General features: G+C 70.0%; 13 protein-coding genes, 1 tRNA gene and 1 pseudogene. 6 read left to right on the top strand and 9 right to left on the bottom strand.

The genetic code is table 11. The features are described 5' to 3' along the window. From Manayef4_RS02495 to Manayef4_RS24710, 5 genes and pseudogenes are all read right to left on the bottom strand, one after another. A pseudogene (locus Manayef4_RS02495) lies at positions 1-222 on the bottom strand (hypothetical protein); the annotation flags it as partial. Between the two features lie 7 nt (positions 223-229). Then, entirely contained in the window at positions 230-469 is a 240-nt protein-coding gene (locus Manayef4_RS25275) for a hypothetical protein (RefSeq protein ID WP_198030986.1), read from the bottom strand. A gap of 190 nt (positions 470-659) precedes the next feature. Continuing rightward, entirely contained in the window at positions 660-1,121 is a 462-nt protein-coding gene (locus tag Manayef4_RS02490) for a radical SAM protein (protein ID WP_254665425.1), read from the bottom strand. 54 nt (positions 1,122-1,175) lie between these two features. Then, positions 1,176-1,388 carry a DUF397 domain-containing protein gene (locus tag Manayef4_RS02485; protein WP_011437433.1) on the bottom strand — a complete coding sequence of 71 codons (213 nt, stop codon included), beginning with the start codon at positions 1,386-1,388 and terminating at the stop codon, positions 1,176-1,178. A gap of 195 nt (positions 1,389-1,583) precedes the next feature. Further along, positions 1,584-1,847 carry a hypothetical protein gene (locus tag Manayef4_RS24710; protein WP_035731635.1) on the bottom strand — a complete coding sequence of 88 codons (264 nt, stop codon included), beginning with the start codon at positions 1,845-1,847 and terminating at the stop codon, positions 1,584-1,586. Between the two features lie 378 nt (positions 1,848-2,225). On the opposite strand from Manayef4_RS24710, the gene Manayef4_RS02475 reads away from it, so the two are divergent. The 3 genes from Manayef4_RS02475 (at position 2,226) to Manayef4_RS25605 (ending at position 5,070) form a co-directional block, all read left to right on the top strand. Then, positions 2,226-3,539 carry a transcriptional regulator gene (locus Manayef4_RS02475; RefSeq protein WP_070130496.1) on the top strand — a complete coding sequence of 438 codons (1,314 nt, stop codon included), beginning with the start codon at positions 2,226-2,228 and terminating at the stop codon, positions 3,537-3,539. Continuing rightward, positions 3,539-4,123: a GNAT family N-acetyltransferase gene (locus tag Manayef4_RS02470; RefSeq protein WP_070130490.1), complete on the top strand. Its 585-nt coding sequence runs from the start codon at positions 3,539-3,541 to the stop codon at positions 4,121-4,123. The genes Manayef4_RS02475 and Manayef4_RS02470 overlap by 1 nt, the downstream gene beginning before the upstream one ends. 356 nt (positions 4,124-4,479) lie before the next feature. Further along, positions 4,480-5,070: a hypothetical protein gene (locus Manayef4_RS25605; protein ID WP_035731637.1), complete on the top strand. Its 591-nt coding sequence runs from the start codon at positions 4,480-4,482 to the stop codon at positions 5,068-5,070. 176 nt (positions 5,071-5,246) lie between these two features. Here Manayef4_RS25605 and Manayef4_RS02460 read toward each other — a convergent pair. After that, positions 5,247-5,318 (bottom strand) — tRNA-Val (locus Manayef4_RS02460). A gap of 101 nt (positions 5,319-5,419) precedes the next feature. After that, positions 5,420-5,878, bottom strand: a complete 459-nt coding sequence (locus Manayef4_RS02455) for a peroxiredoxin (RefSeq protein ID WP_070130489.1) — start codon at positions 5,876-5,878, stop codon at positions 5,420-5,422. 460 nt (positions 5,879-6,338) lie between these two features. Here Manayef4_RS02455 and Manayef4_RS02450 point away from each other — a divergent pair, with 460 nt between their 5' ends. Continuing rightward, a complete protein-coding gene (locus tag Manayef4_RS02450) occupies positions 6,339-6,941 on the top strand; it encodes a DUF4234 domain-containing protein (RefSeq protein WP_232235024.1) in 603 nt (200 codons plus the stop codon). 240 nt (positions 6,942-7,181) lie between these two features. Here Manayef4_RS02450 and Manayef4_RS02445 read toward each other — a convergent pair whose 3' ends face one another. Together Manayef4_RS02445 and Manayef4_RS02440 are read right to left on the bottom strand one after the other, a co-directional pair. Beyond that, positions 7,182-7,619: a DUF3052 domain-containing protein gene (locus tag Manayef4_RS02445; RefSeq protein ID WP_070130488.1), complete on the bottom strand. Its 438-nt coding sequence runs from the start codon at positions 7,617-7,619 to the stop codon at positions 7,182-7,184. Between the two features lie 219 nt (positions 7,620-7,838). Beyond that, on the bottom strand, positions 7,839-8,243 hold the full coding sequence (locus Manayef4_RS02440; RefSeq protein ID WP_011437441.1) for a secondary thiamine-phosphate synthase enzyme YjbQ: 405 nt from the start codon (positions 8,241-8,243) through the stop codon (positions 7,839-7,841). Between the two features lie 388 nt (positions 8,244-8,631). On the opposite strand from Manayef4_RS02440, the gene aceE reads away from it, so the two are divergent. Together aceE and Manayef4_RS02430 are read left to right on the top strand one after the other, a co-directional pair. Next, positions 8,632-11,469, top strand: coding sequence for a pyruvate dehydrogenase (acetyl-transferring), homodimeric type (gene aceE, locus Manayef4_RS02435; protein ID WP_070130487.1), 2,838 nt, complete (start codon positions 8,632-8,634; stop codon positions 11,467-11,469). 1,150 nt (positions 11,470-12,619) lie between these two features. Continuing rightward, positions 12,620-13,456 carry a hypothetical protein gene (locus tag Manayef4_RS02430; RefSeq protein ID WP_070130486.1) on the top strand — a complete coding sequence of 279 codons (837 nt, stop codon included), beginning with the start codon at positions 12,620-12,622 and terminating at the stop codon, positions 13,454-13,456. The last annotated feature ends 16 nt before the right edge of the window (positions 13,457-13,472 follow it).

Raw genomic sequence — 13,472 nt, 5'->3', positions numbered from 1 at the left:
GTCGCGGGTACCGTGCCACGGCTCCACGTCCATGGCGTCTTCGAGGAACGGGGCGACCCGCAGCCACGCCGTCTCTCCGCGGTGGGTGACCGGCCCGCCGATGACGTTCCCGGACGCGCTGAGGGCCGGCGCGCCCTGCGGCTGCACCCCGAGCTGTGTAGCGCCGTCACGCCAGACCGACCCCATCCAGGCGTCGTCGACCCGGACCGGCACCCACCTCATCGCCTGCTCACTTCCCCTTCGGCTGGCAGTTCGACCCCTTGTTACCGGTATCGGACGGGGTGCAGGACGGGGCGCACGACGACGCCGGGGCGCACTTCGGGTTCGGTTTGCACGCCATCGGCACTCCGACATGCCGGCGGGCCTGGTCGAGCGCCTCGACCTGGGCGCCGAACGCCTCCCCGGCCAGGATCGCGCCGAGCCCGGTCCGCCGGACGTTGCCGCGACCGCATGGCGGGTGAACACACACGGAGACACCGTGCCATCCGGCAGAACCGCGGCAGTGCCGTGCCCGCAGCCCCCGCACGTGTCGGCCACGTCGACGCCGGCCGGCGCGGCACGACCGAATCCGCGGGCCTGGTCGCGGCCGGTGTCGGTGACCCCGAGGGCGACCAGGTCGGCGTGTGCGGCGTCGATGTCCGCACCCGCACCGGTGTCGATCAGGCCGACACGCAGCGGTACCGAGCGGCGGACCGCTTCGGCGATGTTCGCGCGGGTCCGGGCATGCGAGCCCGGCCGGCCCGTGACCGTCTCATGGCCGGCTGGGTCGGCCGCGTAGTGTAGCTGGTCGCCAGCCGCACCCCGGGCAGGGTGAAGACCTTCCACAGGGCGGCCGTGACGTGCAGCAGGTTCGTGTAGATCTCCACCTGTAGTCCGGCGGCCAGCGCATGGCCGACCAGGCCGGYCAGGCCGGGGTGCAGCGTCGGTTCCCCTCCGATCAGCTGCACCATCCCCACACCGAGCTCGGCCGCGGCGTCGATCACCGCACGCCAGTCGGCCGCACTCATCGTCCCGTGGTCCCCGAGCGGCGACGAGTCCGCGTAGCAGTGGCCGCATGCGAGCTGGCACCGGCCGGTGATCTCCAGCCATAAGAACGTCGGGGCCTCAGCAACAACAGTCATGATCGTGCTCCCTCGCGTTGAGGTTTACCTCCGGGCGGCTACCCGGCGGCGCGATCAGAGGTCGTCGTACTCGCCGCGTTTCACCGCGGCGACGAGATCGGCCCACGCCTGCGGCGTGATCCTTATCGGGGGGCCGAGGGACGAGCGGATCAGGACCCGGTGCTCCCCGCGGGCTACCTCGACCACGTCGACCGCGTTCCGGTTCATCCGTGACGGGCGGCGCCACGGCGATGTCACGTCGGCCGGGGCCAAGCTGGACGGCTGCACGGGACGGGTCCTCTCATGGTGGGGCCCGCCTGCCGCGGCGGAGCGGGTCGGCGCCGGGGCAGACGGGGAACGTGGGGCCTCCCACCCGCAGGCCGGAATCCGGGACGCCTGTATCCGACAGGCGCCCCACCTCGGGTGGAAGGGCCGTGCGGGAGGAGACCGCCAGGTTTGTGGACGACGAGGCGGCCCCTCGTCTCAGGGGCCGGGCAGTCCGGCGGGGATCGCCGGCCGGGACGGCACCGACACCCAGCGCAGAATGTCCGGGTGTCGCGCGGCGTAGTCGTCGGCCGCGTCCAGCGAGGGGAAGCCGAGGACAGTCCCTACCGGGTCGTCGTCGTGGTCGAGGACGACCACCGTCCACAGCCGGTCGCCCTCGGGGTCGACTGGTGCCCGGCGAGCCTCAGCGACCCTGACCCCACGGACGACCCGGGTTCGCAGCGGCCCGTCCGGGTCAGCCACCGCAGCATCCCACACGGCCTGCGGTGTCCGGGTGGGGAGGGGCGGGAGGGGGCCGCCGCTCGCGTCTGCGGCTGGCCCTCCTCCCGCCCCGGCCACGGGGCCCTGCCCGGCCAGGGAACGCCCCGCGGCGGTGAGGGGCAGGCCAAGGCGGACCCGGTGGCAGGCGGAGGGCATCCGGCCGGCGGACCCGCCTGGCGCCCGCATGGGGGAAGTCACGATGCGCTCCTCTGCTGGTCCGGGAAGGTGGCCGGCGTGTGTCCCTCCGCGCACGACCCATCACACAGCGCGTGACACCTCGATGGGAGGGTGAGATCTTCTGTCCCATGGGTGGGAAAAAATGTCTCACCCATGGCGCACCGACGGCCGAGGGGAAACGTCGTGCACGCTGATGGGGTCGAGGCACTGAAGGCGCAGTTGGCCGAACGGTTCTGCCAGCTCCAGGCCGAGAAGGGCCTTACAGGCACTGAGCTGGAGAAACGCACCACCCACAACCGGAAGAACGCCTCCGCCATCCGCAACCGCGGCCGGCTCCCGACCCGCGACATCCTCCAGGCGTACGACCAGGTGTTCGGCACCCGCAGCGAGCTAACCGACCTCGGTGAACGAATCCGCGCGGCGCAGAAGGCGGTACGGCTGACCGAGTTGACCGCCGCGGCGGGGGTAGATATCCCCGAGCCGCAGGCCGCAGAGTCGGAAGGGGAGGTGAGGGGGACGGACAGGCGAACGTTCTTCGAGCTCACCGCGGCCCTTGCAGCCGACACCTATCGGCGGCGCGCGCGGCTCGGTCCTGATGCGCTGACCCTCGCCAGCCTTGATGGGGCGGTGGACCGTCACGCAGCCGCCTTCACGAGCACGCCTCACGACGCGCTCGCGCCCGAGGTGTTCAGGACCTGGCAGTCTGCGGAGAAGCACATCGAATCCGGGGTCAAGCCACGCGCACACGCGAAGTTGACCCGTGTGGCTGGGTTGTCCGCTTACATGCTCGCCCGGCTTGCCTTCAACATGGGCGACCAGGACGCATCCCAGCAACTCGTGATCCAAGCCCGGGACCAYGCCGAACAGATCGATGACGATGTGCTGACGGCGTCTGTTGCCGCGATGGACTCCACTCTGTGCTTCTACAGGCAGCAGTACGACGAGGCGGCGAAGATCGTCCGTAAGGCTGGGGCAGTCGCGGATCACCCCTACACCCGGGCCCGCCTGTTCGCCTACGAGGCCCGCKCCTACGCCGCGTTCGGCGACCCGACGGCCACGCGGGAGGCGCTCGCACGCATGAATGCGGCCGTCATCGAGACACAACCACGGCCGGGGAGTTCCCCGTTCGGCCGAGCGAACGCCGACTGGTTCACCGCCGGGCTGCTCGCCCGGCTGGGTGCTGGTACGGAGGCCGAGCCRCTCGCGCGTCAGGCTGTCGAGGCGTTCGATAGCGGCCGGGCCACAGGCTTCGAGGACCACGGCCATGCCCTTATGGTCCTGGCGACTACTCTGCTTCGCCGTGAGCGTCCGGACCCGGCGGAAGCCGCGATGCTTGGCAGCCGCGCATTGGAGCTGGTAGCGGACCGGCCTACGCACACCGTCGTTACGCGCGCCTGCCGCCTCGTCAACGATCTCTCCGGGTACGGCTCGGTGCCGGAGGTGACCTCTTTCCGGGAACAGCTCACTACCGCCCCGCGTCCCGCTTTGATGGGCTGATGACGTTGGAACTGGCCGAGCCCACGCCCCAGGTCTACGTGCCGACCGTGACAACCCGCCGGCTGAGCCTCAGCGGCTGGACAGCCGTGGACATCCCGGCGTACACGGCGATGGCAGCCCACCCGGATATGAGCGCGTACACCGGTTCACCGGCAGACGAGGGCGCGGTCTGGCGAATGTTCGCTTTCCAGGTGGGGCACTGGGCGTTGCAGGGGTTCGGGATGTGGCTCGCGCATGACCGGACGACCGGCGAGTTCGTGGGCCGGGTGGGGCTGTACGAGGAGTACGGCTGGYCCGGCACCGAGGTGGCCTGGACCATCCGCCGGGAACGGTGGGGCGAGGGCCTCGCTACCGAAGGCGGCGCTGCGGCCCTGGAGTATGCCTTCGAGGTGTTGGCCCGGGAGCGGCTGATCAGCATCATCCACCCGGAGAACGCGGCCTCGATCCGTGTCGCGGAGAAGCTCGGCCTCGCTCTGGCCGAAGGTCCGGTAGACCGGGGCGGGAGACCCCGGAACATCTACGCGATCACCCGCCACGACTGGGCCGCTCGCCGGCAGGCCAGCGCCCCCGCCGACACAGGCTGAGCGGCCGAACCGGGAGGCCGCATGTGATCGTATGGGTGGCCATAAGATCACTCAGAACACCCGCGGTCGGCCCGCCTTCCCTCGCTGCGAAAGAAGTGCGAAGGAACTGCGAAAGAACTGCGAAAGAACCCCCGGGTGGCCGATGTTGACCTTCGCGGAGCCGGGAAGGTCAACATCCACGGTCGGCGCACACAGACCGGACCGCCTCCGTGGCCTGGCGGAGCGTGTCGAACAGGCTTTACGCGGCCGGGTCCTCCGCCTCGCCGCGGCCGCCAGCCCGAAGCCGCACTTCGAGGTGCATCCGGACGGCGCTGTACCGACGGTCCCCCTCCGGGGACGACACCCTGATCACATCCATGACCTCGGCGAGCACGGTCGCTGCCTTCGAGCCGAATCTTCATGCTGCCCATTCTCCGTGCGTGGTGTGCCGGCCCGGCCTCCCGGGGTCGCTGGCCCGTCCCGAACGGGACGGCACGGGCCCGGCGGCCCTTCGCCACGATGTGGATCACGTCCTGGGTGAAGTCGACGTCTTCGACGGTGAGGTTCGCGATCTCGGCGCGACGCGCACCGGTGTCCATGAACAGGCGGATGATCGCCTCGTCGCGGCGGGACACCAGGTCCCGGCAGGCACAGCCGGCGAGCAAAGTCCGGATCTGATCGTCGGTGAGAACGGGCACCGGCTGTTCGGGGACGAYGGGCGGGCGCATCCGGTCGAGCGGCGACCGGTCGAGATCCTCTTCCTCGGCGAGCCACTGGCCGAACTGCTGCAACGCCCGGAAGACGAGGGACACGGTTGCCGGGGCGTGGGTGGCCGCGTAGTCCGCCAGGAAGGCTTCGACGTGGGAGCGTTCCAACTCGGCCGGGTCGGCCGGGCCGCCGTTCGCGGCGAGGTGGCGGCCAAGCGCGCCGCGCTCACCCGTCTCGACGATCATCTGATCGGCGGCTGAGATGCCCCACTCCCCCGACGGCGGCCCGGCAGGCGTGCTACACCGGTTGCTACAAACGGTCGGATTTCCCGGCCCCAGAGGCGCCCCGTCGGGGGGTTCGGGGGGTCGTCCCCCGACTAGCATCGCGGCTGCTGGCGCAGTTGATCGCAGATCAACAAGCATGCGGAACCAGCCCGTGGGCGCGGCAGGGATCGAACCTGCGACCACTCGCTTGTAAGGCGAGCGCTCTTCCGCTGAGCTACGCGCCCGGGAGATGACGAGGCCGACTAAGACTACGCAGCGGCGAGCCCCGGCGGGAGCCGGCCCTCCACGACTCCCCAGACGCAGGCCGGCTCCCGCAAGGACGATCTTAGAGGATGGCGAGCGCCTTGAGGTACTCGGCCTGGTCCCGCGCGTCGGGGATGTTGTTGACGACCTTCCAGCGGACAACACCCTCCTTGTCGATGACGAAGGTGCCCCGCAGGGAGAYGCCCCGCTCCGCGTTGAAGACGCCGTACGCGCTCGCGACGGCGCCGTGCGGCCAGAAGTCGGCGAGCAGCGGGAACTCGTAGCCCTGCTGGTCGGCCCAGACCTTGTGGGCGAACGGCGAGTCGACCGACACGGCCAGCACCTGGACGTCGTCGTTCTGGAACGAAGCGAGATCGTCCCGCACGGAGCACAGCTCGCCCTGGCAGACGCCGGTGAAGGTCAACGGGTAGAACAACAGGACCACGTTGCGCTTACCCTGGAACTCGGACAGCGTGACAACCTCGTTGTTCTGGTCCTTCAGCGAGAAGTCCGGGGCGACGGAGCCAACCTCGACGGCCATGGGCTCTTCCTCTCCACAACGGTGGGGAACTGATCAGGGACCGGTGACCACAACGGGTGATCACTACGGCGGCGGGCCCCGCGCCAGATCCGGCGAAGGTACTCACCGATCGGCATGGATGTCCCGATCCAGCATGCCATTGCCGGCTACCTCGAAGCTGGCCACCCATCCGCGGCGTGCCCTACACGACCTTCCGGATCTCCGCCGTACCGCCTGGAACCGCACCCGACCTGGACGTTCACACGCATGCTCGACAATCAGATCACGGCGATCAGATCGGGACGAAGGGTGTCCTTCCCGGTCCGGTGACCCCGATGCGGCGGGTGCGCGGGTTTTCGAGGCCAGAGTGCCCTAGTCTGGCCGATCGACGCGGGAGCCGCACCCGCCGGACATGCGTGGGGGCATGGTGCCGTGCCCCGCGGCCACCACTGGTATGGACACCGATGAGGACAGGGCCACGTTGACCAATCAGAGTTCCACCCCGCACGGATACCCCGCCCGGGAACCCCACCCGATCGACGGGCCGGGCACATCCACCGGCGGATTTCCGATCTATGCGTTTCGTGAGTCTCTGACCGGCCACGAACCGCAGCAAGGCTACCCCGCCACCCCCGACTACGGGACACCGGGTCTGGCCGGACCACCTGGTTCCCCCGACACGTTCCAGGGGTCCGGCCTACTCGGGAGGAGGCGTAACCCCTTCGCGGTGTGGCTGGGTCTTCCTCTGATCACCCTGGGTGTCTACCCGTTCGTCTGGATCTACCGGACGAACAAGGAACTCGCCGAGTATGACCGGCGCATCGAGGTGAACCCGACGCTGTCGCTGCTGGCCTTCCTGATCGGCTGGGTAATCATCGTCCCGCCGTTCGTCGCGGCTTGGCGGCTCGGCACCCGCGTCCGCGACGCCCAGCGTGCGGCCGGGGTAGCCGAGACGAATCCGGTCCTGGCCTTCGCTCTCTTCCTCATCGGCGGCGGCGCGCTGGTCCTGCAGTTCGGAATCAACCGCATCTGGGACCGCTACCCCGGGGCGGTCGAGGGCCAGCAGGTGCCGCTCTACCGGTGACCGCCCTACCGGTGACCGCCCGCCGCCCGGCCCACCTGGAGCGCCGCCCACGGCGGCGAGAGACGCCCATACACCCCGCGTACGTCCCGGAGGCACGCGAGCACGGCGGTGCGCGCCTGCCTCGACCCGGACCCCGAAACCGGGGGAACCGGCCCGAACCGACCAGGCCCGGCCGAACCGACCAGGCCCGGCCGGGCCCGGACCGGCCAGGCCCAGCTGGGCCGGACCGGGCACCCTGGGTCAGCGGTGACGCACCCGCTGCGACTTCGGCGCCGCCAGCMGCTGGCCGGACCACTCCTGGGCGACGCTCAACGTGCTGGTCTGGACGAGACCCGCGGTGGGCACCGCGTCCAGCACGTCACTCGGCTCGACATGGCCGGCACGCCCGGCCTTGGGCGTCAGCAGCCAGATCACGCCGTCGTCGGACAGCTGCCGCCGTGCGTCGATGAGGGCGTTCGCCAGGTCCCCGTCATCCTCCCGCCACCACAGCAGGACGATGTCGACGACGTCGTCGGAGTCCTCGGGGACAAGCTCGGTCCCGCTGGCGCTCGTGACGGCGTCCAGCRGGTCCTGGGCGATGTCGTCGTCCTCGTTGAGCGACTGCACCTGGGTCCCGGCGGAGACTCCCAGCCGCTCCGCTCGGCGCTGACCCTCGGCGTTCGCCGCGGTCGGACTCACCCTCCACTACCTCCTGCTCGTATGTCGACGCTCCGCGTAGCCGCGAGGGCGTCCCGTCTCGGTGGACGCATCCAATGATGATCCTCATCGATCGGTGCGCCTCGACCTAGTCCACCGGACCTTCCGGTGACTGCGCAAGTGCCACGCCGTCGGTTGTGGACAAGCGACGGCGTGGTCAGCCTGATGTGACTCCCCGCCAGTACCCCGGAGAGAGCGGAATCATCCCGCCAGGAACGACATCCGGACCGTTCGATCGGGGTTGTCCACGTTGAGGTCCACCAGCGCAATGGACTGCCAGACCCCGAGCGCGAGGCGGCCGTCGATCACCGGGACCGTCAACGAGGGCGGGATGATGGCCGGCATCACATGCGAGCGGCCGTGACCGAGCGTTCCATGTGCGTGGCGCCATCTGCCGTCGGCGGGGAGCAGATCCGCGAGCGCCGCGAGCAGGTCGGCATCACTACCGGAGCCCAACTCGAAGATGGCCACGCCGGCCGTGGCATGCGGCACGAAGACCGACAGCAACCCATCACCGGAACCGGCAAGGAACCGCCGCGCATCGGGTGTGAGGTCCACCACACTTTCTCGCCGGCCGGTGCGCACGGACAGCGTCGTCGTCTTCATCCGGGTCTCCATCAGGGTGATTGTCCACCACGGCGGGGCCCGGCATCGGCCGCACTACGGACGACATGCCAACAACGCACCGCACATCGCCCAGGTCCCGACCCGGAAGTAACAAGACGTACGTGACGAGGCAGCTGCGATAGAGCACGATGGTCCATGACAGGCCCGTTCTCCGGGTGACCCCCCTCTCGGCCACCGAGGGTCGGCCATCACCCAGAGCACAGGCGTCGTATGGGATGAGCGAGCGGCCGGGATGCGGCGGCGCATTGATCATGCATGTTTCCACCCCGGTACGTTGCGAAAGTGACCACTGGGCCGACGGTCATACGATCAGGACCTTTTCGCATGGTCGTGACGGCCCCGGGAAGCTCGAGGAGCAGGAGAAGGCGTGGCGCAGGACACACCCCGGAAGTTCTCGGTCATCACCGATGGGCTACCGAGTCAGCTRCCGGATATCGATCCCTCCGAGACCAGCGAGTGGCTGGAGTCGCTCGACGCCGTCATCGAGGAGTCCGGCCGCGGCCGGGCCCGCTTCCTCATGTTGAAGCTCCTCGAACGGGCCCGGGAGAAGGCGGTCGGTGTTCCCGGTCTCACCAGCACCGACTACATCAACACCATCAGCMCGGAGCGGGAGCCCTGGTTCCCCGGCAACGAGCACATCGAACGCCGCATCCGGGCCTATATCCGGTGGAACGCGGCCATCATGGTGAGCCGCGCCAACCGCCCCGCGTTCAATGTCGGCGGTCACATCGCGACCTACGCCTCAAGCGCGAGCCTCTACGAGGTGGGCTTCAACCATTTCTTCCGCGGCAAGGACCATCTCAGTTCCTCGCCGGGAAGTGCCTCGGGTGACCAGATCTTTATTCAGGGTCACGCGTCCCCGGGCATCTACGCCCGCGCCTTCCTGGAAGGCCGGCTGACRGAGAAGCAGCTCGACGCCTTCCGGCGCGAGGGCGAGTCGGGCGGCCTGTCGTCCTACCCTCACCCTCGGCTCATGCCTGATTTCTGGGAGTTCCCCACGGTTTCGATGGGACTCGGGCCGATCGGCGCCATCTACCAGGCCCGGTTCAACCGCTACCTGCTCAACCGCCAGATCAAGGACACCTCGGGCAGCCGGGTGTGGGCGTTCCTCGGCGACGGCGAGATGGACGAGCCGGAGTCAATCGGCGCGCTGGGCGTGGCCGCCCGCGAGGAGCTCGACAACCTCATCTTCGTGGTCAACTGCAACCTGCAGCGCCTCGACGGCCCGGTCCGMGGCAACGGCAAGATCATGCAGGAGCTGGAGTCGCTGTTCCGGGGCGCCGGCTGGAACGTCATCAAGGTGGTCTGGGGCCGCGACTGGGACCCGCTGCTGGCCAAGGACACCGACGGCGTGCTGGTAAACCGCATGAACACCACGCCGGACGGGCAGTTCCAGACCTACTCGACGTCGTCGGGCGAATACATCCGGGAGCACTTCTTCGGCTCGGACGCCCGGCTGCGCCGGATGGTCGCGGRCCTCTCCGACGACGATCTGCGCAAGCTCTCCCGCGGTGGCCACGACTACCGCAAGCTCTACGCGGCCTACAAGGCGGCGACCGAGCACGCGGGCCAGCCCACGGTCATCCTCGSGCACACCATCAAGGGCTGGACCCTGGGCAAGGACTTCGAGGCCCGCAACGCCACCCACCAGATGAAGAAGCTGACCAAGAGCGAGCTCAAGGAGTTCCGCGACCGGCTCTATCTGGAGATCCCGRACTCGGCCCTGTCGGGTGACCTGCCGCCCTACTGCCACCCGGGGCCGGACTCTGAGGAAATCGCGTACATGCGGGAACGCCGGGCCGCGCTCGGTGGGTCGATCCCGCGTCGGGTCGTGCGGGCCAAGCCGCTCCCCCAACCGCCAGCGAAGATCTTCGACGAACTCCGGAAGGGCTCCGGCAAACAGCCCGTCGCCACGACGATGGCCTTCGTCCGGCTGCTGAAGGACCTCATGAAGACCAAGGAGATGGGCGCGCGCTTCGTGCCGGTCATCCCCGACGAGGCCCGCACCTTCGGCATGGACGCGATGTTCCCGACGGCGAAGATCTACTCGCCGCACGGGCAGCGCTACGAGGCCGTCGACCGCGAACTGCTGCTGTCCTACCAGGAGTCCGAGACCGGTCAGATGCTGCACGAGGGCATCAGCGAGGCCGGGTCGATGGGCTCGGTGATCGCCGCTGGCACGGCGTACGCCACCCACGCGCAGCACATGATCCCGGTCTACGTCTTCTACTCGATGTTCGGCTTCCAGCGCACCGGCGACCAGATGTGGGCGCTCGGCGACCAGCTCGGCCGCGGGTTCCTGCTCGGGGCGACCGCCGGTCGGACCACTCTCAACGGCGAGGGCCTGCAGCACCAGGACGGCCACTCCCTGCTCCTGGCGTCGACTAACCCGGCCTGCGTGGCCTACGACCCCGCCTTCGCCTTCGAGCTGACACACATCGTCCGGGACGCGCTCGACCGAATGTACGGCGAGCGGGACGACAACGTCTTCTACTACCTCACTGTCTACAACGAGCCGGTGCCGCAGCCTGCCGAGCCCGCGGGTCTCGACCCGGCGCAGATCATCTCCGGGATGTACCGGTTCCGCTCGGCTGAGGACCTGGCCGGCGGGCTTCCGGCGGCGGKGGCCGGCGTGGGCTCCCCGCCGCGGGCGCAACTGCTGGCCAGCGGGACTTCCATCCACTGGGCGCTGGCGGCGCAGGAGATCCTTGCCGCCGACTTCGGGGTCGCCGCCGACCTGTGGTCGGTGACCTCGTGGAACGAGCTTCGGCGAGATGCGCTCGACTGCGACCGCGCCAACCTGCTCAACCCCGAGGCCGACGACGCCGTGCCGTACGTGACCCGTGCCCTCGAAGGGGCCGCCGGCCCGGTCGTGGCGGTCTCCGACTGGATGCGCGCGGTGCCCGACCAGATCTCCCGGTGGGTTCCGCAGCCGTTCACCTCGCTGGGCACCGACGGGTACGGCCGTTCCGACACTCGGGCCGCCCTGCGCCGGCACTTCAAGGTCGACGCCGAGTCGATCGTCGTCGCGACCCTGGAAGCCCTCGTCCGGGCCGGTGAGGTCAAGGCCACCACGGTCGGGGACGCGATCAGGCGATTCGGGTTGCGTGCCGACAAGGCCGGCCTGGACGGGCCCGAGGCGATCGTGGCCGGCATCAGGATCGTGGCCGGCGCCGAGCAGGACGAGCGGCCGATCTCGGGCTGACCGACCCACTCAGGCCCCGGACCACTCAGGTCCCGGATTGCCCAGGCCTTCGGGCCATCCGGGACCTCCCCGGCGCCGACGGAGCCACCTGCGGGCTCCCCGGCGCCGGGGCCCGAGGTCACGGTGCCGGACCGGACCCCCGCGTGGCCCACCCGGCGCGGAGCCCGGGTGGCTGGGTCCGGAAGGTGGGGCCCGGAAGGTGGGGCCCGCGCGATGGAGCCCACCACACCGCACCCGCCGGACCGGATCCCACGGCACCGGAGCCGCCGGGCCGTCCGGCCCCACCGCGCCCGCATCACCGCCTCCAGACCGACCCATCCGGCCCACCGCGTTCGGGCCATCGCCTCCAGGCCCGCCCATCCGGCCCATCCGRCCCACCGCATTCGGATCGGTACCTCCGGGCCACCCCGGCCGGGCAGCGGGCCGCGCACCGAACCCCTTGGCGTCCGATCTCGGCCCCGCGACCTCGGGTTTCATTCTCCGGGCCCACCGCGTTGCCCCCCTGCATCCAGGCGCGCCCGGTTCCGGCGGGCCCGGCCCGGACCCCCCGGAGGAGTTACCCAGCGCATCGRCACTGTCCGTGATGAACTCCACCGCGCTCGGCTTCATCGGGGTCCACCGCCGTCCCCGATTCGGTTACGCCCCGGGTCTTTCGCGGTACCCCATGTTCCACTTGATGACGCGTTGAGTTCCGCATCGCCGCCGCGGACACTAGTCTCTCGAGGGTGATGTCCAAAGGTTGGTCACGCGGCGTTACCAGCTGTGAAACCGCCGGCGGCGAAGCCCTCCGGCACGTACTCCCGGCCCCCGTCGGTGTCGGAGAGCAACGAAAACCCGCCTGCCGATCATCGCACGGCCACGTCGCGGTCCGGTACGGTCAGGCATCTGTCAGGTCGCTGTCAGGTCAATTGTCAGGTCAATCAGGAGCCGGCCGGCCAGCCGATAACCAGCCGACCGGCCGGCGCGCGGCTGCGGGTCGTGACGAGGCCCGCGCGGCGTCTGCTGCGACGGTCGAGGAGGACGAGGTGAATGGTGTGGCGACGACCACCGCACCCGCGGCGGCATCACCTGAACCGCGGACAGGCGGGAGCGCGGTGAGCCCACGGCGGTCCCAGTGCGGCGTCGCAAGCCGCGTGGACGGGACGGCGGCATGATCCTGCGGGCCCGTCGCATCGAGCGGCTGGAGGAACATCCCAACCTCCGCGGCATTCTCGGCATCCTCGCCCAACTCGTCCACACCACCGACACGGAGCTCGTCTCGCTCGCCGCCGCCTGGCGCAACTCGGGGTACCTCGCCGCTGCCCGGGACAAGGCGCTCTCCCCCGACTCTCCATTGATCGTCGAGGTGCTGGCCGCCTTCGACGCGTTGAGCGCGATCTACGCCGACGACCTCACCGGCGCGGAGTACGTCACCGTCGAACCGACGATCGCCGCCACGGCTCTGCGCGCGATGCGCGACGCGGTCGCCGCCTCCTACTCCCGGCCCATCCTCGGCCGCGCGGAGTACGCGGCACTGATGCGTCCGTGGCGCACGGTCTACCCCCGCGCGCGCTCGCACGAACCCGACCTCGGCCCGGCCGCGGCGGACGTGAAGCGGGTTCTCGCGGCACTCCCGGTCCTCGCCGGGCGCTGCCACGATCCGGACAGMCTCGAGGTCTTCGACGGCCTGCTGGTGTCCGCACTCACCCGCGACGACTCCGCGCATCAGATGGCGATGGACGCCGCCTTCGCGAGCGCCGTGGTGACCGGGCGTCGCCGGGTGTGGACCCTGGTCCGGCGCAGCGCCGCCGAGGGTTTCTGGCGGTTGTGCCCGTACTGCCGCGGCCATCGGGGCACCGATTCGAGCGAGGACCGGCGGGTCATGGAGCTGTGCGCCGACCTGGCCTGCGCGCTGCTCGTCGAGGATCTCCTCGATACCGACCAGTTCACCCGGCTGACCAGCCCGCTGCACACGCTCATCCCGTTGCAGCACCGCCGCGGTCGCTGACGCCGCCGCGGTCCGC

The organism is Frankia sp. CgMI4 (assembly GCF_001756285.1).
In the GTDB taxonomy this organism is placed as follows: Bacteria; Actinomycetota; Actinomycetes; order Frankiales; family Frankiaceae; genus Frankia; species Frankia casuarinae.
Note: the sequence above shows the minus strand (reverse complement) of the source record. Positions and strands in the feature narration are given on the sequence as shown.